This is a genomic window from Ureibacillus sp. FSL K6-0165 (assembly GCF_038004285.1).
Classification (GTDB): domain Bacteria; phylum Bacillota; class Bacilli; order Bacillales_A; family Planococcaceae; genus Ureibacillus; species Ureibacillus thermosphaericus.
The window spans coordinates 623,224-649,093 of sequence record NZ_JBBOQS010000001.1 but is presented as its reverse complement, the minus strand read 5'-3'; the positions used below and the strand labels follow the sequence as shown (position 1 = coordinate 649,093).

Annotated in this window: 26 protein-coding genes and 1 pseudogene; 9 read left to right on the top strand and 18 right to left on the bottom strand. The window is 34.9% G+C overall.

The features are described from left to right. Window positions 1-133: 133 nt before the first annotated feature. Window positions 134-1,705, top strand: coding sequence for an IS1182 family transposase (locus NST00_RS03180; RefSeq protein ID WP_016839668.1), 1,572 nt, complete (start codon window positions 134-136; stop codon window positions 1,703-1,705). 104 nt (window positions 1,706-1,809) lie between these two features. Here the strand turns inward: NST00_RS03180 and NST00_RS03175 are convergent. Further along, window positions 1,810-2,305: pseudogene (locus tag NST00_RS03175) on the bottom strand (LURP-one-related/scramblase family protein). Window positions 2,306-2,339: 34 nt separating this feature from the next. Beyond that, the gene (locus NST00_RS03170) at window positions 2,340-3,200 is read right to left on the bottom strand and encodes a LysR family transcriptional regulator (protein WP_168412413.1); all 861 of its coding nucleotides are present in this window, start codon (window positions 3,198-3,200) and stop codon (window positions 2,340-2,342) included. Between the two features lie 367 nt (window positions 3,201-3,567). On the opposite strand from NST00_RS03170, the gene NST00_RS03165 reads away from it, so the two are divergent. Further along, a complete protein-coding gene (locus tag NST00_RS03165; protein ID WP_157782656.1) occupies window positions 3,568-3,987 on the top strand; it encodes a hypothetical protein in 420 nt (139 codons plus the stop codon). A gap of 270 nt (window positions 3,988-4,257) precedes the next feature. Further along, window positions 4,258-5,424, top strand: a complete 1,167-nt coding sequence (locus NST00_RS03160) for a uracil-xanthine permease family protein (RefSeq protein ID WP_016838883.1) — start codon at window positions 4,258-4,260, stop codon at window positions 5,422-5,424. Between the two features lie 60 nt (window positions 5,425-5,484). On the opposite strand, the gene NST00_RS03155 is transcribed toward NST00_RS03160, so the two are convergent. From NST00_RS03155 to NST00_RS03140, 4 genes are all read right to left on the bottom strand, one after another. After that, window positions 5,485-6,375 carry a manganese catalase family protein gene (locus NST00_RS03155; RefSeq protein ID WP_016838884.1) on the bottom strand — a complete coding sequence of 297 codons (891 nt, stop codon included), beginning with the start codon at window positions 6,373-6,375 and terminating at the stop codon, window positions 5,485-5,487. 71 nt (window positions 6,376-6,446) lie between these two features. Next, complete coding sequence (locus tag NST00_RS03150; protein ID WP_016838885.1) at window positions 6,447-6,650, bottom strand: YuzF family protein; 204 nt, start codon at window positions 6,648-6,650, stop codon at window positions 6,447-6,449. Window positions 6,651-6,833: 183 nt separating this feature from the next. Further along, window positions 6,834-7,151 carry a DUF378 domain-containing protein gene (locus NST00_RS03145; RefSeq protein ID WP_016838886.1) on the bottom strand — a complete coding sequence of 106 codons (318 nt, stop codon included), beginning with the start codon at window positions 7,149-7,151 and terminating at the stop codon, window positions 6,834-6,836. Window positions 7,152-7,399: 248 nt separating this feature from the next. Next, complete coding sequence (locus NST00_RS03140; RefSeq protein ID WP_016838887.1) at window positions 7,400-7,771, bottom strand: winged helix-turn-helix transcriptional regulator; 372 nt, start codon at window positions 7,769-7,771, stop codon at window positions 7,400-7,402. A 201-nt stretch (window positions 7,772-7,972) separates the two neighbouring features. On the opposite strand from NST00_RS03140, the gene NST00_RS03135 reads away from it, so the two are divergent. Continuing rightward, on the top strand, window positions 7,973-9,184 hold the full coding sequence (locus tag NST00_RS03135; protein ID WP_016838888.1) for an MFS transporter: 1,212 nt from the start codon (window positions 7,973-7,975) through the stop codon (window positions 9,182-9,184). A gap of 63 nt (window positions 9,185-9,247) precedes the next feature. Then, on the top strand, window positions 9,248-10,090 hold the full coding sequence (locus tag NST00_RS03130; protein WP_016838889.1) for an aldo/keto reductase: 843 nt from the start codon (window positions 9,248-9,250) through the stop codon (window positions 10,088-10,090). A gap of 120 nt (window positions 10,091-10,210) precedes the next feature. Here the strand turns inward: NST00_RS03130 and NST00_RS03125 are convergent, their stop codons facing one another. Next, the gene (locus tag NST00_RS03125) at window positions 10,211-11,764 is read right to left on the bottom strand and encodes a BCCT family transporter (protein WP_340709633.1); all 1,554 of its coding nucleotides are present in this window, start codon (window positions 11,762-11,764) and stop codon (window positions 10,211-10,213) included. Between the two features lie 232 nt (window positions 11,765-11,996). Further along, window positions 11,997-12,377: a DUF4183 domain-containing protein gene (locus NST00_RS03120; RefSeq protein WP_340709632.1), complete on the bottom strand. Its 381-nt coding sequence runs from the start codon at window positions 12,375-12,377 to the stop codon at window positions 11,997-11,999. Window positions 12,378-12,483: 106 nt separating this feature from the next. Here NST00_RS03120 and NST00_RS03115 point away from each other — a divergent pair, with 106 nt between their 5' ends. Then, window positions 12,484-12,831, top strand: a complete 348-nt coding sequence (locus NST00_RS03115; RefSeq protein ID WP_340709631.1) for a DUF4183 domain-containing protein — start codon at window positions 12,484-12,486, stop codon at window positions 12,829-12,831. 242 nt (window positions 12,832-13,073) lie between these two features. Here NST00_RS03115 and NST00_RS03110 read toward each other — a convergent pair whose 3' ends face one another. The 3 genes from NST00_RS03110 to NST00_RS03100 all read right to left on the bottom strand — a co-directional run bounded on the left by NST00_RS03110 (window position 13,074) and on the right by NST00_RS03100 (window position 14,919). After that, window positions 13,074-13,529, bottom strand: a complete 456-nt coding sequence (locus NST00_RS03110; RefSeq protein WP_016838893.1) for a DUF2269 family protein — start codon at window positions 13,527-13,529, stop codon at window positions 13,074-13,076. A gap of 311 nt (window positions 13,530-13,840) precedes the next feature. Further along, a complete protein-coding gene (locus tag NST00_RS03105) occupies window positions 13,841-14,242 on the bottom strand; it encodes a DUF4064 domain-containing protein (protein WP_016838894.1) in 402 nt (133 codons plus the stop codon). A gap of 92 nt (window positions 14,243-14,334) precedes the next feature. Continuing rightward, the gene (locus NST00_RS03100) at window positions 14,335-14,919 is read right to left on the bottom strand and encodes a TetR/AcrR family transcriptional regulator (protein WP_016838895.1); all 585 of its coding nucleotides are present in this window, start codon (window positions 14,917-14,919) and stop codon (window positions 14,335-14,337) included. Between the two features lie 532 nt (window positions 14,920-15,451). Between NST00_RS03100 and NST00_RS03095 the strand changes: the two genes are divergently transcribed. The 3 genes from NST00_RS03095 to NST00_RS03085 all read left to right on the top strand — a co-directional run bounded on the left by NST00_RS03095 (window position 15,452) and on the right by NST00_RS03085 (window position 18,456). After that, complete coding sequence (locus NST00_RS03095) at window positions 15,452-15,844, top strand: hypothetical protein (RefSeq protein WP_016838897.1); 393 nt, start codon at window positions 15,452-15,454, stop codon at window positions 15,842-15,844. 248 nt (window positions 15,845-16,092) lie between these two features. Next, window positions 16,093-17,001: a sulfurtransferase gene (locus NST00_RS03090; RefSeq protein ID WP_339289619.1), complete on the top strand. Its 909-nt coding sequence runs from the start codon at window positions 16,093-16,095 to the stop codon at window positions 16,999-17,001. Between the two features lie 237 nt (window positions 17,002-17,238). Further along, window positions 17,239-18,456, top strand: coding sequence for a GGDEF domain-containing protein (locus tag NST00_RS03085; RefSeq protein ID WP_016838899.1), 1,218 nt, complete (start codon window positions 17,239-17,241; stop codon window positions 18,454-18,456). Between the two features lie 164 nt (window positions 18,457-18,620). On the opposite strand, the gene rlmH is transcribed toward NST00_RS03085, so the two are convergent. From rlmH to walK, 7 genes are all read right to left on the bottom strand, one after another. Next, complete coding sequence (gene rlmH, locus NST00_RS03080; protein WP_016838900.1) at window positions 18,621-19,100, bottom strand: 23S rRNA (pseudouridine(1915)-N(3))-methyltransferase RlmH; 480 nt, start codon at window positions 19,098-19,100, stop codon at window positions 18,621-18,623. A 181-nt stretch (window positions 19,101-19,281) separates the two neighbouring features. Further along, window positions 19,282-19,446 carry a CxxH/CxxC protein gene (locus tag NST00_RS03075; RefSeq protein ID WP_016838901.1) on the bottom strand — a complete coding sequence of 55 codons (165 nt, stop codon included), beginning with the start codon at window positions 19,444-19,446 and terminating at the stop codon, window positions 19,282-19,284. 167 nt (window positions 19,447-19,613) lie between these two features. After that, window positions 19,614-20,882 carry a S1C family serine protease gene (locus NST00_RS03070; RefSeq protein WP_016838902.1) on the bottom strand — a complete coding sequence of 423 codons (1,269 nt, stop codon included), beginning with the start codon at window positions 20,880-20,882 and terminating at the stop codon, window positions 19,614-19,616. Between the two features lie 196 nt (window positions 20,883-21,078). Continuing rightward, window positions 21,079-21,867: an MBL fold metallo-hydrolase gene (locus NST00_RS03065; protein WP_016838903.1), complete on the bottom strand. Its 789-nt coding sequence runs from the start codon at window positions 21,865-21,867 to the stop codon at window positions 21,079-21,081. Window positions 21,868-21,877: 10 nt separating this feature from the next. Continuing rightward, window positions 21,878-22,726 (bottom strand): two-component system regulatory protein YycI, encoded by an 849-nt coding sequence (locus NST00_RS03060; RefSeq protein ID WP_340709630.1) that lies wholly within the window; start codon window positions 22,724-22,726, stop codon window positions 21,878-21,880. Further along, a complete protein-coding gene (locus NST00_RS03055) occupies window positions 22,713-24,038 on the bottom strand; it encodes a YycH family regulatory protein (RefSeq protein ID WP_026019107.1) in 1,326 nt (441 codons plus the stop codon). The genes NST00_RS03060 and NST00_RS03055 overlap by 14 nt, the downstream gene beginning before the upstream one ends. Further along, window positions 24,035-25,870, bottom strand: a complete 1,836-nt coding sequence (walK, locus tag NST00_RS03050; RefSeq protein ID WP_016838906.1) for a cell wall metabolism sensor histidine kinase WalK — start codon at window positions 25,868-25,870, stop codon at window positions 24,035-24,037. The genes NST00_RS03055 and walK overlap by 4 nt, the downstream gene beginning before the upstream one ends.

Genomic DNA, 25,870 nt, shown 5'->3' with positions numbered 1-25,870 from the left:
CTCGTGCTGTTCCCGCAGGAGTCGCGGCCTCCACGTCGAACAACTTAACTTTCTTAAATTTATATAAACAAAAAAAGAGGCTCTTTTGATAAAATTAAGTCACCACAACAAAATCTTAGAAAGGAGCCTCTTTATGTTTAAATATTATAACATGAATCAATTAGTTTTACCTATAGATTTAGAAGTTATATTACAAGAAAATGATATTGCCTACCATATTCATCATTTAGTCGAAAGCATTCCAGACGAAGCTTTCGCTCCGTTTTATAAAGAAACTGGTTGTCCATCCTATCATCCCCGAATGATGTTAAAAATTATCTTGTGTGGTTATACGCAATCTGTCTTTTCAGGTCGTCGTATTGAAGATTTAACAAAAGATAGCATTCGGATGATGTGGCTAGCTCAAGGATATGAACCAAGCTATCGTACCATTAATCGTTTTCGTGTACATCCCCAAATGCAAGAATTAATCCGTCAATGTTTTGTACAATTCCGTTGTCAACTTATTGAAGAAAAATTAATAGATGAAAAAGCCGTTTTTATTGATGGTACTAAGATTGAAGCGAACGCAAATAAATTTACATTTGTATGGAAAAAGTCGATCGAAAAGCATCATGCCAATTTAATTAAAAAATCAAATGAAGTCTATGACCGTTTACTTGAAGAACAAGTCTTACCAGCAATTGAACGTGAAAATGAAGAAGAGCTTTCAGTAGAAGAACTAAAAGAAGTAGCATCATCTCTTGAAAAAGTAGTCGATGACTATTCTACAAAAATTGAAGCTTCTGAAGATCCGGTGGAACGAAAACGACTACGTAGTGAAAGGAAAACACCAAAACAGATATTAAAGCAAGTGAATGATTGGATTGCACGCAAAGAAAAGTATCAAAATGATTTGGAGATTCTACAAAACCGTAACAGCTATTCTAAAACGGATCACGATGCGACATTTATGCGAATGAAAGATGACTATATGAAAAATGGACAATTAAAAGCAGGCTACAATATCCAAATCGCAACAGAAAATCAATTTACACTTGCTTATGATGTATTTCCAAATCCAACAGATACGAAAACATTGACACCTTTCTTGGATACGATTGAAGAACGGTATTTTGATTTACCAGAATATATAGTTGCGGATGCTGGATATGGTAGTGAACCGAATTATGATGACATTATGATAAAACGAGAACGAACACCTTTGATTAAATATGGGATGTATGAAAAAGAGCAGAAGAAAAAATACAAGGATGACCCATTTAAACCAAGCAATTGGATATATGATGAAGTAAATGATACCTATATATGTCCGAATCAAAAAACTCTTTCATTTAAATTTGTTTCGACACGTAAGGATTCTTCTGGATTTGTTCGTCAATTTAAAGTGTACGAGTGTGAAGATTGTACAGGTTGTCCAATCCGTCATTTATGTACGAAAGCAAAAGAAAGTACGAATCGAAGATTGCGTATAAATTTGAAATGGGAACAACAAAAAGCATATGTACAACAAAAGCTTTCAGAGCCTGAAACTGCCGAAATCTATCATCAACGTAAAATTGATGTAGAACCAGTTTTTGGATTTCTGAAGGCTATTTTGGGATTCACACGATTTTCCGTTCGAGGAAAATTCAAAGTAAAAATTGAAATGGGAATTGCCCTAATGGCCACAAATTTAAGAAAATATGCACTACGAGGGGTGTAAAACCCTCATGAATTGGATGAAATTGTAAAAGGGTGAGCTGTTTCAAACAACTCACCCCTTATTTTTGAGGTTGAAAAATACTTATGTCCCAACCTCTTTTTTTATCAAACTGAACTTGTGGCAGACGCAATTCTTTGATCTTCCTTCACACAATCAATGGCAATTACAAGAGCAATAATGATGGTTTCCACCTCTTCTTTTAAGATTTGTGCTTTATAACTGTCTCCCCAAGAAAACCATTCTTTGCTTACTTGACCTATTTTTTCACCATGTTGGAATACTTGAAAATCCATATCCCACCAATTACCACGTACTTCTATTCCAGCTGAATCTATCGTATAGCGCGATTTAAAAAAGGTAAATTCCTTTATGATTGTTATGACGTGCTGCCTTCCAACTTCAACAGTAAATTTTTGCAATACACCAAATACTTTTTTGTAATAAGGGCTACTTGTTGCCCCTCCATATTATAAATTGAAAAGGTTTTTGGAATTTTTAAGAAGCTCCCTTTTCATAGTACACATCATTCTCATGTTCATCTTTGATCGTAAATTTATCAGTTAAGCTAAAAAACTTTTGTTTTATATACAGTTGTTTCATTCAGACTCTTCCTTTCAAAAAGGTTACAAACCTTTTAAGACAGTTTTCGAATGATGAAATCGATAAAATAACGACTAGCAATTGGCAACGTTTTTTTATTTTTATAAGCAATGCCAATTGTTCGAATTATCGGAGGGTCCACTTCTTTTATGACAAATCGGTAACGAACTTTTTTCATCACCATTTCCGATAGAATTGAAACGCCGAGTCCACTTTCGACCATTGACATTATTGTATAATCATCAATTACTCTATATTGAATATTAGGGTGCAATCCTTTTTTCTTAAAAGCATTTAGCGGTTCATTTAGTTCTCCTTCTTCAAGTAATATAAACGGTTCCTTTGCTAAATCTTCTAATGTGACTGTTGAATCGTTCGCAAGAGGATGATTTTCTGGTAAGATTGCGACCATATTATCCTGCTTTAAAACAACTGTTTCTAAGTCTTCTGCCGCATCAGGATTGACAAACCCGAAATCCACACTGCCTTCTTTAATATATTTGACGATACTTGTATATTCTCCTTGTTGCAGGTGAAATTGCACGGATGGGTAAAGGTGTTTAAAATCTTGCATTAAACTTGGCAACCAATTGCTTGAAACGCTTGTAAAAGTTCCAATTCGAATATGCCCGTTTGCTAATCCTTGCATTTCCTTCGCTTTTTCAATCAGTTCTGCATGAGAATTTGCAACTCTCGTAATAAAAGGCAAAAATTCCTCTCCATCCGGCGTTAATGTAATGCCTTTTCTTGAACGGTATATCAACGTTGTCCCCATTTCTTCTTCAAGAGCTTGAATCATCTGACTGATAGCAGACTGAGTATAACCAAGTTCTGCCGCTGCTTTTGTGAAGCTCCCTCTTTCAATCACTTTTAAGAAAGCATAGTATTGTTTCATTTCTTATAAAACCCCTTCATAGACTTGCCTATGTAATAATTATAAACATTAATTTTACTAGATTCTTCCCTAATATGTAAAATGATGGGATGAAAACTGATATTCCAATAGCAATGGCTTATTTTATAATTTCTATTGATATTACTTGTAATTAAATCCTTTTGAAGCAGTAGTGATGTCTGCCGCAAATTGAATTTTAACTGGACATTTATGCTAAAAGTGGGCTTCTTCACTTTAATGAAATCAAATTCATCAATCCATTCATAATTCATAAAAAATCGTATTATGATGAAATAAGCAAAGGAAAAAGGAGGAACAACAAGCTTTAAGTAAAAGGAAATGGCGACGTTAGTAGGAGCATGGAATAATGACAACAAGGAGTGTATACATGAGGGGATCCATTTGGATTAAGCTTGCAGTTCTTTACTTGATTTTTGGAATTTGTGTAGGATTATTTATGTCGATGACGCTTAAACTTCAATGGGGTTCTGCTCATGCACATGTAAACTTAGTTGGTTTTGCAACAACGGCTATTTTCGGAGTTATCTATAGCCTTTATCCAAGAGCTGCAATCAATTCATTAGGTAAAACACACTTTTGGCTTCATCAATTAGGGGTCCCGGTTTTCCTACTCAGCGCCTTTTTAGTTCAAGTCCCTGGTATGCTCGATACAGCACATATTTTCACATATCTTGGCGGCGGTGCATTTTTATTAGGCAATCTCCTTTTTATCATCAACGCTTTTAAAAATATTAATGAATCTAATATTAGTAGGAAATCATTATAAAAATTTAGTACGCATCAATAAAGGCATGCAAACTTCATTTGTTTGCATGCCTTTTCGATTCTCTACAAACTGATTTTGTGAGTACCTAATAAAAGGCAAAGGGTGCCTCCTTTTCTTTTAAGTCGTTCATTACTCTCCCAACTTATGTACAATTTTATTCTTCATCACTATATCCTTCATTAATTTGTCTTATTTCAATAGTGAAAATTTAAAATTCATATTCTAAAAATTTCATGACAGAAATACCATTTATTAAGGAGGGACACTTGTTTGAAAAACTTTTTGAAAGCGATTCCATTGTCTTTGCAGCATTTGTTTGCTATGTTCGGTGCGACGATTTTAGTTCCAGCACTCACCGGATTAGATCCAGGAAGTGCACTTGTTGCTAGTGGTTTAGGGACTTTAATATTCCATTTGATTACGCGTGGAAAAGTTCCTACTTATTTAGGATCGTCTTTCGCTTTCATTGCGCCTTTAGCATTGTATGTAGGGGAATTGAATTCGCCGGGCGAGGCAGTTGCAGGACTTATTAGTGTTTCAATTGTTTATGGAATTGTTGCACTTCTTATTACTTTTATTGGTTTTGATAAAGTCCGGAAAGCAATTCCTCCAGTAGTTGTTGGCCCTGTTGTGAGTATCATTGGGTTAGCATTAGCAACGACAGCTGTTACAAATATGGCTAGTGTAAATTGGGATGTAGCAATCGTCAGCCTCCTTGCCGCAATTATCGCGACACTTGCAGGAAATAAAATGGTTCGTTTACTGCCAATTATTATTGGCCTAGGAGTAGGATACATTTATGCCGCAATTCGTGGAATCGTCGATTATAGCCCAATTGTAGATGCTCCAGTATTTGCTCTTCCTCATTTTGTCATGCCTGAATTCACATGGATTGTCATTTTCGGAATGGCACCTATTGCATTAGTTACAATCATCGAAGACTTAGGACATATGTTCGTATTAAATGAGATTACAGGTAAGGATGTAACGAAGGATCCAGGATTCTCAAGCATTCTTTGGGGAAACGGTCTCGCTACATTTATCTCTGGTTTAATTGGAGGTCCTGCACAAACAACTTATGCAGAAAACCTTGGCGTATTAGCAATTACTCGTCAATTCTCTAGCAGAATTATTCAAGGTGCGGGTGTCATTGCCATCTTATTAGGTTTATTCGGAAAAGTAGGGGCTGCAATTCAATCTATTCCTGTTGCTGTTATGGGTGGTATTTGTATCTTGTTATTTGGTATGATTGCTGGGATGGGAATACGCCACATGATCGAAGAAAAAGTGGATATGACGAACATGAAAAACTTAATTATTGTGGCAGTTATCTTTATTATCGGTATTGGATATGCAAACGGGATCGCTTATGCAACAATTGCTGGATTGCTTATTTATTGGCTTATTCCTGATTTTACAACAAAGAAGCAAAATTAAAATAAAAATGCCGTTCCACATCTTGTTAAATGTGGGACGGCAAATTTTTTCCCAAACTTATTACAAGTTGCTTTGCAGTCTTTTTAAAATCCGTAAATAATCATCCCGGTCAATTCCAGGAGCAAATTCTTCTGGAAGTTCAGGAAAATCTGGTACCGGTGCTCCTTCTGGCATTCCGTGAATCACTCTCAACTGTTCGCCCGTTTCAGGATTCTTCCCTTTCCAAATTTGATTAATATCGCGATAATCTTCTTCTCCCCATGTATACAATACATTATATAATCCCTGTTCCATAAATGGTCTTGCATAATCAAATTTGTTATTATCAAGACTTGGTACTGGGAGCATTTTTCCAACATCTACTCCTGTTGCCATTTCGATTGCTTTTGCATAAGCAATAATGTGTGTGCCACCTCTAACGAGTAAGTATCCAATCATCGTTAAGGCAGTCGGGTGAGTTGTCATCTCGTAAACCCTCATTTTATGAGTTCTGGCACCAATCTCTAATAAATAATTGAAAAGTAAATCAGCTACGAGGTTACCGGAATTTGTAACGTATTCACCATTCCATGGTCTACCCATTGAATCTCCTGGATAAGCAGTTTGAGCAGTCGTCGTAAAGTGGAGGGAATAACGTGCGTCTTTTCCGTTTTGGAGTGGAGCGGTATCAGGACCAGTTGGAACTGTGTTGCCAATGGAGAGCAGGTTGATAGTATTCGCCACTAACTCCACATGACCAAATTCTTCTGCTGTAATACTTGCCACTAAGTCATAAAAAGGTTTAAGCTTTTTTTTGCCGCGGAAATTAAAGGATTGGAACATGTAATTGTTTAGCGTAGACATTTCACCGAACTTACCACCAAGTAATTCTTGAACAGCTGCAGCGGCATTCATATCACCATGTTCCGGAATTGGTAAGTCTATCAGAATTTTATTCACTCGTTTCATCATAAGCGATTAAGCCTCCATCCATAATTTTTAACCGTTTCTATCTTATGATGGACGGAGCTTGACCTATGCATTCATAATGGTTGAATCCAAATAATTTGTTCAGTTCGAACAAAAAATGGCGATCCACCCATATGAATAACAATATGATCTGGCATCACGGTTTTCAATTCCCCACGTACACTGCCGCGAACTGTTTGAACAGCAATGGATCGATTTAGAAGGCCTTTTAACGACTCAAATACATACGGATCACTGAGTTTCCAGTTTCCACTCATATTTCAACACCCCTTTTTACGAATCCATTGCAATATATGCAATATTTGACGAAAATGTGCTATTGTCTACGGAGTTTCAAATTTTATAATAATCCAAAATTTTCTTCTTAATGTAAAAGCAACAAAAAAAGTGCTGCACTCTTGAGATGATTACGTAAAGTGCTGCACTTTCTTAAAAGTATTTTATTCATTTCGCTTGTTTTTTTCTTCTACAGAAGTGAAATCAGCTTCTTCTCCAAATTCCGTTCCGTAATTAATATTGTTTTGTTGGCTTCTAGGACGAACCGTTTCTTGTCGCTCCATATCTTCCCATGGTTGAAACAAGAGTGTTAAACAAAATAGTCCGCTTAAACCAACTAGACTGTAGATAATACGTGATAAGGCTGTATCTTGTCCTCCAAATAATGTCGCGACTAAATCAAAATTAAAAAATCCAATAAGTCCCCAATTAATAGCTCCGATAATTGCTAATACTAAAGCTATTCTTTGCAACGTTCTCATGCAACATACCTCCTTTATTCTCCATTTACAATTCATTGGTATTTGAATTGTATTTTTATCATTTGTTTCAAAGGAGGTTTTCATACGTTTAAAGTTGGGATTTTTTATAATGAATGGTTTCCGAATTTGGAGTTTGTTACTAATATTTGAATTTATTGATATTCTGATGCTAAATTTTGTTAAGAATAAACTTTTCCTTTGTTTAGCTTAATTGAAGACAGAAAATAATACTTACACTCTAATTCAATTTATTTTAAGTGTTCATTTAAAATGTTCTCTTCCAAAACTCCATCTGTACTACCATACACTTTGACGATATGTTTTTCCCCCCAAGTACATAGAGCATCTAGAATCCCTTTCAAACTCCAACCATATTCACTTAATTCATACTCAACCTTCGGAGGAACTTGATGATAAACAATTCGTTTAATAACTCCATCTTGCTCCAATTCGCGTAATTGTTGAGTTAACATTTTCTGTGTTATATCTGGCATTAGACGCTTTAATTCGCTTGGACGTTTCTTACCGCGAATTAAATGGCATAAGATGACACATTTCCACTTTCCGCCTATCACTTCTAACGTTGCTTCCACTGATATATTATATTTTTTATTCTTCAATAATCCTTCCCCCTATTCAATAGGTACCAAAAAGTAACTATATCACTAATAAGTATCTATGGCACTTTAAAGTACGTAATTTCCCTTTTGTTTTCTATTATTCATAATAGCATTATCCAAATAATCTACGTAGATTTTTGGTCAATCATTTAAGCCAAAAGTGTCTATTTATTAGAAAGTCAATTTTTGGGAGGAAATTAAATGCCTTTAAGTAATCATCAAAGTATATTAGCATTATTAGCTTTAGCTATTAGTGCATTTGCAATAGGAACAACAGAATTTATTAGTGTAGGTCTCTTACCGCTAATAGCCGAAGATTTGGAAATATCGGTTACAACAGCAGGATTAACCGTTTCTTTATATGCTTTAGGAGTGACATTTGGAGCTCCAATTCTAACATCCCTAACTACTAGTATGTCACGAAAGCTATTATTACTTTTGATTATGTTCATATTCATCATTGGGAACAGTATTGCTGCATTTGCAACAAATATTAGTGTTTTACTTATTGCCCGTGTCCTTTCTGCCTTCTCACATGGAGTCTTTATGTCCATTGGTTCTACAATAGCAGCAAATTTAGTATCAGAAGAAAGAAGGGCTAGCGCCATATCCATTATGTTTTCTGGACTCACTGTTGCCACTATTACAGGAGTACCAATCGGAACGTTTATAGGACAACAATTCGGCTGGAGAATTGCCTTTTTCATTATTGTGGTCATTGGAGTAATAGCCCTTATTGCAAACAGTTTGTTAATTCCATCCTCTTTACCAAAAGGAACTCGTACAACGTTTCATGATCAATTCAAATTATTAACGAATGGTCGCTTACTATTATTGCTTATCATTACAGCCTTAGGTTATGGAGGTACCTTTGTAGTCTTTACTTATTTGTCTCCAATTCTACAGAATATAACAGGTTTTCAAGAAGGAACAGTTGCCTTGATTCTTCTTGGATATGGTATTGCTATCGCTATTGGCAACATGATTGGCGGAAAATTATCTAATCGCAATCCAATTAAGGCATTATTTTATATGTTTATTGTACAGGCAGTCATTTTATTTAGTCTTTTATTTACCGCGCCATATAAATCATTAGGATTAATTACCATTTTCTTAATGGGGCTTCTAGCTTTTATGAATGTACCTGGTCTACAAGTGTATGTAGTAATTTTAGCCGAAAGATTCGTACCAACTGGGGTGGATGTAGCCTCAGCAATCAATATTGCTTCATTTAACGCTGGAATTGCAATAGGTGCCTATTTAGGGGGTATTATTACAGACACTATAGGTCTTATTCACACCTCTTGGATGGGAGCGCTTATGGTGATAATAGCAGCCATTCTTTCTGGTTACTGCCTATCTTTTGAGAGTAAAGATCGAAATAAAATCGGAGTAAAGGGGGTGGTCTCTTAAAATTTTTCTCAAGTCATAAACCGATTGATAAATCCTGAATATAGAACATTGGAGGTCATAACGTTGATTACTAATTTACAAGATACAACTACTTTGTATAATGGTGTAAAAATGCCTTGGCTTGGAATTGGTGTATTTAAAGTAGAAGAAGGTCCAGAATTAGTAAATGCTGTTAAATCGGCAATAAAAAATGGTTACCGCAGTATTGATACAGCCGCTATTTATAATAATGAAGAAGGCGTTGGGCAAGCCATTCGTGAAGGGATAGAAGAATTAAACATTCCAAGAGAAGATCTATTCATTACATCAAAAGTGTGGAATTCTGACTTAGGCTACGAATCAACTATTGCCGCATATGAAAAAAGTTTAAAGAAACTTGGTCTTGAATATTTAGATTTATATCTAATCCACTGGCCTGTGAAAGGTAAATATAAAGAAGCTTGGAAAGCATTGGAGACCCTTTATAAAGAAGGTAGAGTTCGAGCAATCGGAGTAAGTAATTTCCAAATTCACCACCTTGAGGATTTAATGAAAGATGCTGAAATAAAACCTATGGTTAATCAAGTTGAATATCATCCTCGATTAACACAAATCGATTTAAAAGCCTTTTGTCATCAAAACGGAATTCAATTAGAAGCATGGTCCCCTTTAATGCAAGGGCAATTATTAGATAATCCAATCTTACAAGAAATTGCGAATAAACATAACAAATCAATTGCCCAGGTAATCATTCGATGGGACTTACAAAACGGAGTAGTAACTATTCCAAAATCAATTAGAGAACATCGAATTATCGAAAATTCAAATGTATTTGACTTTGAATTAACTAGAGAAGAGATGGAAAGAATTAACGAACTCAATCAAAATCTGAGAGTAGGACCAGATCCGGACAACTTTGATTTTTAAAGAAAATATTCAACTACACCTCTATTTTTAGATGGTGTAGTTTTTTATTGCTGCTTATACAACTATGAACACCTTCCTCCATTTGGATAAAGATGTTTTCAAACATATATTCATACATCTCTATTTCCCTTGCTCTTCCTTTTCGATTTGTGCTTGGATATATTTCATTCGGCGAATCTCTTTTTTTGTAATAGGAATCCGCTCTGTTCTTAACATTTTTGCTAACGATGCAATCAGCATCAACACGACAACTGTAAATGGCAATGCAGAAATAAGTGAAGCTGTTTGAAGCGTATTTAAACCATCCGTAAAGAGAAGCACACTTGCAATGGCTGCCATTAAAATACCCCAAACAATTTTTAAAAACATTGTTGGATTTGGTGTCCCGTTTGACGTCATACTCGCCATTATGAAGGTAGCCGAGTCTGCAGACGTAATTAAAAAGATAAAGATGAGTGCAATACCAATTAACGAAGCAATAAATGTTAACGGCAACTGATCCAACATTTGGAACAACGCAACGGTTAAATCTGTATTAACTGCCCCCGCGATATCGGTTCCTTTATTTAAATCAAAATATATCGCCGTGCCGCCAAAAGTGGCAATCCAAAAACATGATACAAGCGGTGGCATAATTAATACGCCAACAATAAATTCACGAATTGTTCGTCCTTTTGATACACGTGCAACGAACGATCCAACAAATGGAGACCATGCGATGGCCCATGCCCAATAGAAAATAGTCCAATCTTTTACCCACGTACCGCCCGCATATGGCTGCAGTCGTAAACTATATTCAATAAAATGGGTAATATAGTCGCTAATTGCTAATATAAATGTTTCTAAAATAAATACCGTCGGACCTGTTACAAAAACAAAAGCGAGTAATAAAAGCGCTAAGCCCATATTTACGTTACTCATAATCTTGATTCCTTTGTGAAGACCCGTTGTACTTGAGGCCATATAGCCGATAAACATAATCACAATAACGATGACTTGAACCCAAATATTCACTGGTACACCAAAAGCCGCACTCAATCCGCCATTTGCTTGGAGCGCTCCTAAGCCAATGGAAGTAGCAACGCCCATCACTGTGGCGATAACCGCTAAAATATCAATCGTATTTTTAACAGCAGGATTTGTTCCTGTAATTGGTTCTAATGCCGTGGACATTAAGAGATTTTTTTTACGATTAAATTGCATAAAGGCCATCACAAGCCCCATTATGGCAAACACTGACCATTGACTGATACCCCAATGAAAAAATGAATATCCCATCGCAAGTCTTGCCGCTTCTGGCGTTAACGGTTCCACATCTTTAAAGGGTGTCGTAAAAAAATGACTCATTGGTTCTGCCACACCCCAGAACACTAACCCAATACCCAAACCAGCTGAAAATAACATAGCGATCCATGTGAAAAATTTGAACTCTGGCCGTGCATTCTTTCCACCAATTCGAATTCTTCCATATTTTGAAAAAGCTAATCCAATTAAAAAGATTACAATAATCAAAACAGATACTAAGTAAAACCATCCGAAAAATTCGGTAGTTAATGAAAAAATGGAATTTGATATGTTTTCAAATGCATTGGGCGCAATAATCCCCACCAAGACGCATAACAAAATAAATGCACTCGAAATAATAAATACGACATTAGTAAAATGTTCTTTCACAATAATCCCTCCCTACAAAAACCTCCTATCGATACTAAATAGTTATTACCTACTTTTTTCATAAAAAAACATTTTCGTGCCGAAGACTCACAAAATTCTTATTCATCTATAAAAGCCCCTTTTCTCTTAAAATGAATGATGCGAGAAAAGGGGCTTTTATTCTAACTAACAAAGCACCACTTCTAATCTAAAGAGGTGCTTTATTTTCAGATAATCTTCATTATACAACTTCTTAAGTATTAATAGTAGTTTGAGCTGTTGGAGCGAAGTTAGTTACCACAAGAACTACTGGTGAATTTGCAATAATATCTGAATCTTCAGGAACAGTAATGACAAGTGATCCTGTACCAGTTCCACCTGGATTATATGTCACTAAATCTTGCATTACTTGTACACCGTTTACATAAACAATTAAATAACTATTCTCATCTAATAATGCTGGAAGTGTAACACCTGTTGCTCCAGTATCATCCATGAAATCTTCTGCGTTAATTGTTAAAGTAGATGGCCCAGTTACAGGAGTATCTACTACATAAAAAAATTTTTGTACATCTGGATTAGTAAGTACAGTTGTAGCGGCATTAATTGCAAGCTTTAAAATTTCTAATGCCATCCATTTTCCTCCTTGAAGCTAATTTCATTTTATTGTATGGAGAAATTTTTTGTGTACTTGGGCATATTATAGTAGAAACTATTAGTAATTAATTGGAAGGAGCGGAATGATGGAAAATAAAAAGTGTGCTAATAACTTACCTAAGCCATTTTTAAAAATCCCTCATTTACCACCGACAGAGTTTTCCTTTCACCTTCCAAAAAAGGTTGAAGTTTTTGAGTACTATACAAATTCAAACGGAAAATCAAGAATTTTTAGAGATCAAGATGGCTTTACGAAAGGAAAAAATCAGAAAATCATTGACCCAAGTACCGTCTCCTATATGAATTTATTTATTAATGGTGTGCTACAACCTAAAGAAAATTACGAAGTCCAATGCGGTATGATTAAGTTAAAAACGAAAGACCTGCCACCAAAAGGAGCTCCAATTATTCTTCAAATGTTTAAGTTTTGAAATAGTACATTTCATAAGCATGCCTATCCTAAATTTTTTGAGGCGAATATTTGGAGATTTAAGGAAGATTTCCGAATATAGCTAAAATCGACGAGTTTGGGAACTTTGGAAAAGGGGCCTCGTGTATACTTTACAATTCCTACTCCACCATAAGGTCGTTTAGTTGAACATACAAGTCCTGTTATAATCAAAACAAAAAACCACAATAAAATTGTGGTTTAGTGATTTAAATGCAAAATCCATTAAAAAGGTTTAAATACCATTAAAACAAGAATCATTACGATTAAAGATTTTTCAACTATATTACTTACAGATATTTTTCTTAACAATTCTGTATATTCTACCGGTATATGTTTACCTTTATTTTCCATTGATATTTTCAACATCGATTTCATTTTAGGTTCGATAAAAATTGAACTATATACCGCTAAAATGACCATTAAAGCAATTGCTAACAGATACCAAGCTGATTGAAATAATGCCCTATTTAAAAAGCCCATTACTAGACCAGAAATAAATAATAATCCGAAACCGATACTAGATAGAGCATTAAGTTTTGCAATCATTTTATGAGTTACTACTAACTCATCGCTATTTTCACATGCCTTTAACATTCGGTAAACAAATAGCGTTGGCCCAATACCCACAATTGCACCTAAAATATGAATTCCTACCATGAAAGTATATAAATGGCTCAATGATTTCACTCCTTCACTTTTTTAATGTATGCCCTTTATATTTACTTCAACTATTTCATTCTCATTACTTCTTTCAAATTCAATCAAATCAAAGGTTCCTTTTATTAAAAATATAATCTTCTTTAATGGGTGTTAGATTTGCTTGAGAGCCAAGAACTTTGACCTAAAGCGTGTTATTATGAATTAGGTCTACTAAAACCATCAAGTTCAATGACTCTGTAGGGAAGCCTCTTTCATTACCATGTACGTTTCGAATGTAACCATCCATTCATTGCTGTACATTTTTAGATTCCAACCTTTCATATAGCATTTTAACTTGTCACATTTTTAATAGGCTTTCTGCTTAATGCTAAAGCACCTGCAAGGATGTAAAACATACCCGGAATAGCACTGAATAAGGAAATAACGGTAATAATAACCGTTACGATAATTAAGCTCCATCCAATAACTTTTGGACTATAGTTTCTCTTAACTAGAAAAATAGCTAAAAGTCCAATTAAAATACCAATTATACCTGGCAAAATAAACATCGTACCCGCTTGACTTAATTGTTCTAGTGTATATGCATTTTCGCTTTCACTCCAACCAGCTTCTAAATATTGTAGAAACCGATCACTTTTCGTGAGGTATAAGAATACTACTCCAGTCCCTACCATAACAATGCTCAACAAAACCCCCAATATGTTTATCCAAATTTCAATTTTACGTCTCATAATAGTAGCCTCCTTAATATTTAAAACAGCTTTATTGGTTTTTGTGAATGAATATTTATAAATTCGTTCATTTTAGGGGATGGAAGAAAATTTCATTCGTTTCCCCCCTTATCAGTTAAGCCTTTCATGATAAATTCCACAAGATACAGCATGATATCTGGAAAATGCTGAATTCCAATATCTTCTTTATGAGAATCAATATAGGCTAAAGAATCGAAAAATGCAGCTAACAGTTCATCACTTATATCATCTCTTATTTTTCCGTCTGCTTTCCACTGTTTTAATAAATCTACGAAAAAATTACGCATAGATTCATTATCTGCTTGTGGATTTTTCTCAAATGCCTTTTCTAATTTATTAAATACATCCCTGTTATACCATTCTTTTAGTATTTTATTGGAATGCATGGCTTCAAAGGTTTTGGTCATAAATTCCTTAACCAATGTAACAGGGTCTTTATTTATATCAAGGGATTCTAAAATTTTATTTTTTTCTATTTTATTTTCGTTAATATAGATATCTAGAAACAGTTCCTCTTTTGAAGAATAGTAGTTATAAAAAGTACCCACTCCTATTCCAGCCTTTTTTGTAATATCCGAAATGTTCGTTTCCTTAAACCCTTTCTCTTTAAAAATTTCTTTACCACAATGAAATATTTCCATTTTTTTATCCTTCATAATACTAATTCACCTTCGAATGAATATTTTTATTTTCATTCATCATATCATAAATAATTTGATGAAAGCAATTTATTTAATGTCTCTTTTTTATTTTTAAGAAGGTTATTTTTTATGCGGTTTGACCATCATGGATTTGGTCAACTATGTGAAAGCAGCTTTTGAGCTGAAAGAATTTCTTTAGATCTAATTTCAGTATTTCTGGAATATAAAAATGGAGCTGACTTGTGTGGCTTCATAAAATTTTAGGATATGAATCAACAACCTCATTTACTTATGGATACGGTTTACCTGGGCTTTTTAACTGCGTTTTTTTTCAATATATGTTTATAATCAACATAAGGTGGTGATATGCATGCTATCCCACAGCGTAAATAAAATATACCTCGATCAATTTGTACTTGGCAGCGCTATTTCTATTGATAGTAAAGCTAATACGGGAACTACGTTTACAATAAAATTTCATTGATAGGGGGTTATCTGTTCCAACCTGTAGAACAGATTCATACACAATCATAGGAGGATTTGAATAATGGAACAAAAATGGAGTATTCGTTTAATTCGCTTTGCGGCGATTTTCGGTTTATTGGGTGTATTTTTAGGATCAAAAATGTCAGGCAGCATGGATTATTCATTGCGCCCTATTCACGCACACATGTTACTTGTTTGCTGGCTATCAGTTTTTGCATGGGGAATCTTCTATAAAGTATACCGTGTAAAATATAAAAAGTTAGTATCAGTACATGCGATTTTATCCATGCTCGGTGCTTTTGGCTTAACGTTTGGTATGTGGATGTACAACTTAAATCCATTTAACCTAAACGACACTTTTGTCATGGTAGTATTTATCATTGGTGGAACGCTTCTATTACTAGCATTTTTACTGTTTGTTTTAGTGACGTTTTTTGTAGAGAGAGAGGATTAATCAAATAGGGAACTAACTAAAAAAGTCTATTAATAAGAGAAGCTGAGTATCTTTTCTTAAAAATGACGATTAAACTTAAAACCACCTAGAACGTTGTCCTACCAGCGTTTTAGGTGGTTTTTTAGGATTGATATCGATAAGCTTTCTCAACATTTTTCGGTTTTATTTGAATAATCAAAATCTTATATTGTTTTTCCAGTCTTTTTTTGATACATTAAAACCAAGTAAATTAATAGGAAAGGTGGATGATGGGTATTATGACAACTGTACCACTTATTGTTGATAGTGCTTGGCTATATGAACGTCTTGATGATCCAAATTTAAGACTGCTAGATGCTACAACATTTTTAAGTATCCCAAACAAAGATGGTGAAACACCTAGCTTATGGTCTGGACAGGACGCATTTAATGAAGAACATATTCCTGGTGCTGTGTTTGCAGATATGTTAAATAACTTTTCAGATCGTAATGCCCCATTTCCAATGACAATTCCAAGCCGTGAGCAATTTGTAGAGGAAATCGAAAAGCTTGGTGTTGGTGAAGACACATACGTTGTAATTTATGATCGTGGAGCACTTGCTAATGCGGATGTAATTGCTTCCTATTGGGCATCACGTTTACGTTGGCAACTAAAATACGAAGGCTTTGATAATGTGGCAATTTTAGATGGTGGGCTTGTAAAATGGAAGCTTGACGGCTATCCAACAACTACAGAAAAAACGAGTTATCCAAGAGGCAAGTTCAACTTTTCACGTCGCCCTAAGCTAGTTGTAAATAAAGAACAAGTACGTGAAGCAATTGACAATGATTCTGTCGTATTAATTAATAGTCTTTCTCCAGCAGATTTTTATGGCGAAACAAACACCTACCCACGTAAAGGTCATATTCCAACAAGCAAAAACGTCTTTTTCGGTAGCCTTTCAAACCCCGAAACACGCCTACTTTGGGACGATGAGAAGCTTACTGAAATCTTTTCAAAGACTGGTGCACTAGATTCAGATAAATCTGTTATTACTTATTGTGGTGGTGGAATAGCTGCTACATGGACTGCTTTAATTTTAAACAAGCTTGGACAAGAAAACGTCGCAATCTATGACGGCTCGATGAACGAATGGGCAGCTGACCCAAGTTGTCCGCTCGTAACGGGTAAAGAATAGTGCAACTAATAACAACTTCAATAAATGCTTAACCCCTCTCAAATATAAAGCATGAGAACTTTAACTCTCATGCTTTTCTTTTTTACATACACTTTAGCATCTAATTTCTTATTCTTTGATAACAATCCTCCAAAGTTAAAGTTTCCGTTTAAATAACCGAAACTAATAATTGTATAGTCTATGAGATTAAACAACTTTAAATATTTGTAGTGCATAATTAAAGGTGGTTCAACATAAGTGAAAATTACTTTTAAGTCTATTTATTCATCTATTATTTATATTTTAATTCTTTTAGGATGTTACTTTTTAATTAAAAACATCCCTTCGTTTACTCCTCCTATACTATTTGTTATTGAATATTCTCCATATGTTATTTTTGGCTTAGGAATCATCTTATGTATTCGTTTTAATCAAGGTAGAGTATTTCTGATTATTTTACTGCTTATTCTTTTTGACTTAATTTTACGCTATTATTCGGAGTTATCTATAACTGTACAAACCTATTCGCAAATACTTTATCCATTGATGTGCTTGCTAATCCCTCTTAATATTGTTATTATTTCGCACTTCAAGGAAAGAGGCATATTCTCTTTATGGGGGAAAATTCGTATCTTATTTATACTTATCGAGCTGTTTGTTATTTATAAAATAGTCATTTCTAATCATCCGACAATACATAAATTATTGAATTACCAATTCGTGAAACTTCCAATAGAGAAGGCATTTATGAATCAGACAGCATTGTTAATATACTTAATCACACTGTTATTTTTCATCATAAAAGCCTATGTGAAAAAAAATGCTTTTGAGGTACGGTTAGCCGGTGTGATGATTTCTATTTTTGCAGCTCTCTTTTTCATTAATGATCAATTATCTTTTTCTATATTTTTAAGTGCGGCAGGCTTCATGCTAATTGTAGGTATTATTCAAGACTCCTACTCTATGGCATATCTTGATGAACTTACGGGCATTCCTTCTCGCCGCGCCCTTAGGGAAAACTTAATGAAACTGGGCAATAGATATGTTATTGCAATGATTGATATTGATTTTTTCAAAAAGTTCAATGATAAATACGGCCATGACGTTGGAGACGATGTTCTAAAATTAGTAGCATCTCAGTTAATAAAGGTGACAGGTGGAGGAAAAGCCTTTCGTTATGGTGGGGAAGAATTCACAATTCTATTCCCAGGTAAAACGATAGAGGATGTAATTCCACATTTAGAAAACTTACGTGAACAGGTGTCGAAAACAGGTTACACTTACACTAGAAAGCCGTCAAAATCTCAAACTTCCAAATCAAAGCGTGGGAATACTACGAGCCAATTATTCGTTACGATCAGTATTGGTGTCTGTGAAAAAAATAGTAAGTTCAAAGATCCCCAAGAGGTTATTAAAGGTGCCGATAAGGCTCTTTATAGAGCTAAGAAAAAAGGCCGAAACTGCGTTAGTAAATAGCAGTTGATGAGCCAAAGAAAAGTGCAAATCGCTATTCGATTTGCACTTTTTTTATCTTTATATTAAGTAATCTTAAATGGTAAATAATATCTTTCACTTCGTCTTTTCACATATTTTTTAATTACCTTTTATTCAGTTCATCATGATTTCTAGTATACACCTAACTATTTATGATACGGTTCTCCCTTCATGATCCTGAAACTTCGGTAGATTTGTTCCAATAAGACAAGCCGCATTAGTTGATGGGGAAAAGTCATGCGGCCGAAACTAAGTTTTTCATTTGCACGATTTAATACCTCTTTATGTAAACCGAGGGATCCGCCTATTACAAACGCGATTTTGCTTGAGCCATAAGTCATCTGTTTCTCTAATCCCTCTGCTAACTCTTCCGATGATTTCATTTTGCCATCAATGGCGAGCGCATAAACGAACGTTCCATCCGGAATTTTTGCTAAAATCCGCTCGCCTTCCTTCTTTTTCACAATCTCCATTTCTGCTTCGCTCAACTGTTCAGGCGCTTTTTCATCCGCTACCTCAATTAAATCGACTTTCGCGTAACTCGAAAGGCGCTTTACATATTCATCAATGCCCATTTTTAAATACTTTTCTTTTAACTTACCAACTGAAATAATCGAGATATTCATATTTTCCACCTAACTCTGTCTTAAATTTGTCCACACTAATCGTCAGTCCTGCATAAATTTATTCAACTAATCATAAATTTTAGAAATTCACAAGCAATCCACATCTATAAACTATTTATAAACAAGTTATCCACAAAAGTTTTACACATATCCACAATCACAATCAATATTTTGTGTAAAGCTATTTTCTTGATACAATATATTCTGCTTCTTTTTCGCAGTACTCGCACTTTGTGGATAGATCTTTATCCTCGTCCACTTTCTCTAAAACCGGATATTCTTTTGTTTCAGCGACAATGACATCTAAAGCATGATTTACGTGCATTTCACAGCAAAATTTTTTCATGCCCAACTCTCTCCTTCTGAACTATATTTTCCACAAGATATTCACATTTTTCTTATTTTATCCACAAAACATTTTAACAAACAAAAAAAGAGTAGGAAATAAAAGACTTTCTTTTCCCTACTCTTTTGTGGAAAAATCATGTTGATAACTTTCATTTATCCACAATATTATAACTGACTGCCCTCAGTTAATTTTAATTGCAACTCTATCATTTTTCCTGCGCGATATACTTTCATCTTCAATGTGTCACCAATTTCCGTTTCGTTATATAAATGTTGACGTAAGTCGATGGAGTTTTCAATTTTTTGCCCATCCATTTCTACAATGACATCATATTGCTCTACACCTGCACGGTCAGCAGGAGAACCTGGCACCACTTCTGTCACCACAACACCCGTTGTGACTTCTTCAGGTAATTTTAATGTTTGTTTTTGATAGAATGCTGGTACGTCCGTTAAATCTAATAAACCAATTCCCATCGTCGGTCTTTTTACTTCGCCATGTTGCTCAAGTTCTTCAATGATTGGAATGACTGTATTAATCGGGATTGAGAAACCTAATCCTTCCACCGTTGACTCTGCAATTTTCATTGAGTTAATTCCAACTAATTCACCAGCAATGTTCACTAATGCGCCTCCACTATTTCCCGGGTTGATGGCTGCATCTGTTTGCAATACTTCTGTTTCCCAGTCGACATAACCATCACCATTCAAATCGACAGGTACGGAACGCTCTTTTCCTGAAATGACTCCTGTTGTAACCGAACCGTAAAAGTCTAATCCTAGAGGGTTACCAATGGCAATGACTGTCTCTCCTTGTTTTAACACATCGGAATCGCCAAACTCTGCAACGGCTTCAACATTTTTGCTTGGAATGGAGACAACCGCTAAGTCTGTCCAAATATCGCTACCAATCAGTTCTGCATTTTCTTTCGTTCCATCAGCCAAAGTTACTTCTAATTGTTTGGCATTTTCGACAACGTGATAATTCGTGACAATATAGGCTTTATTTCCATCAACCTTATAGATCACCCCTGAACCGCTACCAGCTTCAGTCTCTCTAGATTGACGCGTCCAGAAGTCCGACACTTCTTGAATGTTTGTAATCCCTACGACCGCTTTTGATACTTTTTCCACTGCCTTTGTAACATCTGTTGTCACTTCTGTAGCCGTTTGCGTAATTGTTGGAGTGTGATGAGTATTAATTGTACTACTTGGCAATTGGTCTACCATAGAGGGGAGCAATAACCAAACTAATAATGCTCCTACAATGACTCCCACAAATCCGCTAAAAAAATAGCCTAAAACCCCTTGTCTTTTTTTATTTTGCCGTTTCTTATATTCCTCTTCTTCTCGTCTTAATTGTTCTTGTAAAGGAGAGTATGAAAAATCCTTATCTGATTCATTCCGATGATCATCATTTTGATAAAAACTCATGACCCTTCTCCTTTCTTTCTTTCATCGTCATTTATGATACAAGCCAAACATTAAAATTACATTAAAATGCAATAAAACCAAATTAAAAATTCATAATTCCAGTATGAACGTCGTATTCAATTTTTAACAATATTTGCATTTTATTTAATTAAAAAAGAACTCTGTATAACATACAAAGTTCTCATTAAATCCAATTTTACACCGTCACAAGTACTGTTGGTTCTTCTGCATCGGTATCATGTAAATGCAAAAATTCCCCTTCTTTAATGCCATAGGACTCTAATATTTGCTTTACTGTCATGCGAGCAAGTTCTTTCATGTTGTTTTCCTTGCTTAAATGAGATAAATAAACATGGGTAGGTTTTGCTTCAACCACTTCGCTGATGGCTACAGCAGCATCTTCATTGGAGACATGTCCAACATCGCTTAATATGCGACGTTTAATAGACCAAGGATATTTCCCCATTTGAAGCATATTAATATCATGATTGCTTTCAAATACGAATGCATCTGCACCGCGTATAATTCCTTTCATTCGATCACTCACATACCCTGTGTCCGTGATGATTACTAATTTCCGTCCATTCTCATGAAATACGTAAAACATCGGATCAACCGCATCATGCGATACAGCAAAGGATTCAATATCTAAAGAACCAAAGGATTGTACCGACTCCATGTTAAACAAAAAGCGCTGCTCAAGTGGAATATTGCCAACATGCTCTTCCATCGCTCTCCAAGTTTTCTCGTTTGCATAAATCGGCAGCTTATATTTTCTTGCGACTACACCAAGGCCTTTAATATGGTCACTATGTTCATGTGTCACTAAAATCCCTGATAAATTTTTCATGTCGCGACCAATTTTTGCAAAGAGCTGCTCCATCTTTTTTCCGCTCAAGCCTACATCCACTAAAAAGGCATGTTCATCCGTTTCGACATAAATGGCATTGCCTGTACTGCCGCTAGCTAAAACACTAAATCGCATTTCGTACACCCTATTCTTCTTCTAATTCTCTTAACAGTTCTAATTCATCTGTTTCATCTTCATCAACTGTTAAATCTGACTGAACATCAATGATTTTACCTTCTACAGCATTCACGAAAAATTCTTCTTCTGTTCCATCTGCATCCTTAACGCTTACTTTCCAAGTAGGAACGAATACTTGCGTTTGCGTTAGCTGAACAAGAGTTGAATACCCTAGTTTTATTTCTGTAATATGAGATCTTGGTTTCAATAAGTCTCTGGAATATAATATTTGAATAATTTGATATGGTGGGAGAAGGTTTTCTTCTTCTTCAAATTTTTCAAAATCATTCAGCATTGTTTGCTCATATCTCGTTACTTCTAAATCTTCATTCCAATAAATTGTAACGATACCATGAATGTTATAGTAAATTGTTTTATCTTCAAATTTTTGAAAGAAAATAGCTGTTCGTTCATCTTCATTAATTTTCCATACTACATATGATGAGCCATTGTATACGTTATTTCGAACAAACTCGTTAAATGATGATTTTTCTTTTACATTTCGAAGTTTCACTGGTTCATCTAGTGTAACGATGAGTTTATTGTTATTTTCGATTGTCATTTGTTGATAGTTTTTCAGTTGCAAATTTTCTGCGCTAAAATCCTGGACTTTTGCCGAAATATATGGAGCAGATTCTATATTTGGCAGTAGATTAAAGGTAATTTGATCGTCTTTTAACCTGGACTCAATCGTTTTTCCACCGGACACTTTCACTTGTTGAGCTTCAATATGGCGATTTAAATAGAGAGAGAAAAGGAAGACATCTAAAATTAAAAACACAATAATGAATATGGTTTTTGATCTACTCCAGTCCACTATTTCCCCCTCCTAGTACATCCGGTGTAATGCGAATCCAGCTTCCTTGACTGACTGCAAACCAACTCGGTTCTAGTGTAAATAAAAGATTATTGTCATTTTGTTTTAAATAATATCCAAGAATGATATCATCCACTTCATTTAACTCAAGTTGCTTTCTCTTCTCAATGAATTCAATAACCTCAAGACCTGAAGATAGTTTTCTTTCAAATTTTTCAGAGTTTATATCTAAATCCAGTAAAAAATAAGGTCTCTTATAGCGGAATATTTGATTTTCTCCCCAAGTCGTAGTAATTCTTGTTGTCGTATCTGTACTAACAACAGGCAATCCTTGTTTATACAATTGGTATTCGATAATGTGCTTTTGCTCATTTACAGAGATCAAACGATAATCCCCAGTAAAGCCCCCATGTTCATTCACAAATTCAAAGCTATCTAAAAGTAAACGGGATGGAGGTAATTCAACGATACTTTCTGTAGACGGATTTACATAATTCAAATAACGATATTTTACATCTACTGTCATTAACGTCATACCGTCTGTATACTTTAAGGAATCTTGATTTTCAACATTTTTACGGACAATAGTTGAATCATAAAACAATATATCTCTAAATGTATCTGGATGAATTTCATCAATATAGTAAGTGTATTGAACTAATTTGACTTCTTCAGCTGGTACGTATAAAGACAGGGCATTTGGACGCTCTATTTCTTTATAAAAGGCCAATCCTTCCAATGCTTGTAAAACCGTTGACTGAAAATAATCTTCACTCATTTTTACTTCAGTACTATAAATATTGCGATGGGATTCACTTAAAAAATAAAGAGTTACCGCATTATTCGTGGTAACCTTGCTCCAATCAATTACAAGGCGATTGAAGCTGATTTCTGGCAAGTCATCTTGTGTTAATGGAACAATCGAGTGAAATACCCTGATTGGCACTTCTCCAGAAAAAAACAACGTCATCCGATTGTTTGCTCGTAAAAAATCATTCATTTTATCATTCGAAAAATTACTTTGAACATAAGTAAGAGCCGAACCTTTCCAATTCACCATGATTTCCATCAAATCGTTAATTGCTCCAGAACCGATCGTACCTTTCCATTCATCTTGCTCTCTTACTAAAATGCGATAAGGTTTTATGATTTCCTGGAATTTTTTTTGTTTACCCACAACTAATTGATCAACTTGTGTTTCTTCAATCACTTGAAGATTTGGTGTATATGTCCAAATTGAAAAGGTTAGGACGATACTTAAAAGGACTAGGAAAAGAAGAATTATGGATTTGATATGTTCGATATACTTCATTCCCAATCACCAGCCCCATCTATTTCGTACGGTAACGTAAAGAAGATTGTCGTTCCTACACCTTCTTCACTTTCTGCCCAAATTGTACCATTGTGAGCTTTAATCATTTCCTTCGCAATGGCAAGACCTAAACCAGTTCCCCCCATGGCGCGAGAACGTGCTTTGTCTACGCGATAAAACCGATCAAAGATCTTTCCAAGATTCTCTTTTGGTATACCCATTCCATCGTCGGAAATCATTACTTTTAACATATTTCCTTGAACGGTAAAACCAAATCGAATGTTGCCTCCATCAGGGGAATATTTTATTGCGTTAGAAATAATGTTATCGATTACTTGAGTCAATTTATCTGTATCAATTTCCACAAAATATGGTGTCTCCGGAATATAGCGAATGAATTTAACGTTTTGTGATTTTGACATTTCAAACCGATCAATAATTCGATGGAAGAAACTATTAAATTCAACAACTTCTTTATTCAATTTATAATCCCTACTATCCATTTTGGATAAATTCAATAAATCATTCACAAGGCGAATCATTCGCTCTGTTTCCGTTTGTGCTACATTGAGAAAATGCGGAGCGATATTTTCATCTCTCCACGCACCATCTGCAAGAGCCTCTAAATAGCTTCTCATCGTTGTTAAAGGCGTCCGTAATTCGTGAGATACATTCGCTACGAATTCACGGCGTTCCATTTCAATTTTTTCTTGTTCCGTAATGTCGTGTAATACAGTGATTAAACCGTTGACAAATCCCGTTTCCTTTTGGATGACAGAAAAATTTGCACGCAAAATGAAAGGAGCTTCTTCTGTACTAAAATTCAAATTTAGCGGCTCTTTCATATGAATTAAATCTTCAAAGCTGTAGTTTTCTTCAATTCCTAGGACAGAAGCAATTGGTCGGTTTAACGTTTCTTCCCTTGTCACATTTAACAAACTTAATGCAGGATCGTTAATTAAGATGATTTTCCCTTTGCGATCTGTTGCAATAACACCGTCTGTCATATTTGCTAAAACTGATGCTAATTTTCTACGCTCTGCTTCTGTTGAAGATTGCGCTTCTTGCAATCGATTCGTTAAATGGTTAAAAGCAATTGCTAATTGACCAATTTCATCGTTACCGTACACTCTTACTTTTCTTGAAAAGTTTCCTCTTGACATTGCTTGAGCCTGCTTGCGCATATCCATAATAGGTCTAGTGATTGTTCGAGCTATAAGTATTCCTAATACGACTGTGATGACTAAGGAAATTGCTGTACCAACAGCAAAAATACGATTAATATCGTCCATTTGATCGTATACTTTTTCAATATTGGACTCTATATAAATTGCTCCGATTACTTCACTATTTGGACCAACCATACTTAAAATTGGCGTTGCAATGACCCAAACTCTCGTATTCGTTTCCGCATCAAGTGCAATTTCTTCTTGATACGTTTCAGAAGAAATTACTTTTTTTACAATATCATCATTCGAACGCTGTCCAATAATGGATTGATTTTCTGAGTCGGAAGTTGCTAATACTCTATTACGGTTATCAATAACCCGAATCTCATTTATATCACCTGTAGCAAACTCCCGTAATGCAATGACCAAACTTTGCTCTAAAGTCGGTGTAGTTTCATCTCGTTCTTTCATCAATTCTTCACGAATACTGTATTGAATCAAATCGATTCTTTGAAGAATGGAATCTTCGAAGTTGGATTTTAAACTATCTTCCAACTTATTAGAAAAGTAAATCCCAATGATTTGTAATGCAATAATAATAAGCAGCAGGTAAATTAATACGAGTTTTACATGGATTGAACGAAAAAAGCTAACTTTCTGCAT

Excerpts from the sequence above, each read along its gene's own strand:
- NST00_RS03065 (WP_016838903.1), bottom strand. The coding sequence starts at position 21,867 with ATGCGATTTAGTGTTTTAGCTAGCGGCAGTACAGGCAATGCCATTTAT.
- NST00_RS03105 (WP_016838894.1), bottom strand. The coding sequence starts at position 14,242 with ATGAGACGTAAAATTGAAATTTGGATAAACATATTGGGGGTTTTGTTG.
- NST00_RS03170 (WP_168412413.1), bottom strand. The coding sequence starts at position 3,200 with ATGAAACAATACTATGCTTTCTTAAAAGTGATTGAAAGAGGGAGCTTC.
- rlmH (WP_016838900.1), bottom strand. The coding sequence starts at position 19,100 with ATGAATATCTCGATTATTTCAGTTGGTAAGTTAAAAGAAAAGTATTTA.
- NST00_RS03180 (WP_016839668.1), top strand. The coding sequence starts at position 134 with ATGTTTAAATATTATAACATGAATCAATTAGTTTTACCTATAGATTTA.
- NST00_RS03100 (WP_016838895.1), bottom strand. The coding sequence starts at position 14,919 with ATGAAGGATAAAAAAATGGAAATATTTCATTGTGGTAAAGAAATTTTT.
- NST00_RS03115 (WP_340709631.1), top strand. The coding sequence starts at position 12,484 with ATGATGGAAAATAAAAAGTGTGCTAATAACTTACCTAAGCCATTTTTA.
- NST00_RS03075 (WP_016838901.1), bottom strand. The coding sequence starts at position 19,446 with ATGAAAAAATTTTGCTGTGAAATGCACGTAAATCATGCTTTAGATGTC.
- NST00_RS03155 (WP_016838884.1), bottom strand. The coding sequence starts at position 6,375 with ATGATGAAACGAGTGAATAAAATTCTGATAGACTTACCAATTCCGGAA.
- walK (WP_016838906.1), bottom strand. The coding sequence starts at position 25,870 with ATGCAGAAAGTTAGCTTTTTTCGTTCAATCCATGTAAAACTCGTATTA.
- NST00_RS03165 (WP_157782656.1), top strand. The coding sequence starts at position 3,568 with ATGACAACAAGGAGTGTATACATGAGGGGATCCATTTGGATTAAGCTT.
- NST00_RS03150 (WP_016838885.1), bottom strand. The coding sequence starts at position 6,650 with ATGAGTGGAAACTGGAAACTCAGTGATCCGTATGTATTTGAGTCGTTA.
- NST00_RS03070 (WP_016838902.1), bottom strand. The coding sequence starts at position 20,882 with ATGAGTTTTTATCAAAATGATGATCATCGGAATGAATCAGATAAGGAT.
- NST00_RS03095 (WP_016838897.1), top strand. The coding sequence starts at position 15,452 with ATGGAACAAAAATGGAGTATTCGTTTAATTCGCTTTGCGGCGATTTTC.
- NST00_RS03135 (WP_016838888.1), top strand. The coding sequence starts at position 7,973 with ATGCCTTTAAGTAATCATCAAAGTATATTAGCATTATTAGCTTTAGCT.
- NST00_RS03145 (WP_016838886.1), bottom strand. The coding sequence starts at position 7,151 with ATGAGAACGTTGCAAAGAATAGCTTTAGTATTAGCAATTATCGGAGCT.
- NST00_RS03090 (WP_339289619.1), top strand. The coding sequence starts at position 16,093 with ATGGGTATTATGACAACTGTACCACTTATTGTTGATAGTGCTTGGCTA.
- NST00_RS03055 (WP_026019107.1), bottom strand. The coding sequence starts at position 24,038 with ATGAAGTATATCGAACATATCAAATCCATAATTCTTCTTTTCCTAGTC.
- NST00_RS03120 (WP_340709632.1), bottom strand. The coding sequence starts at position 12,377 with ATGGCATTAGAAATTTTAAAGCTTGCAATTAATGCCGCTACAACTGTA.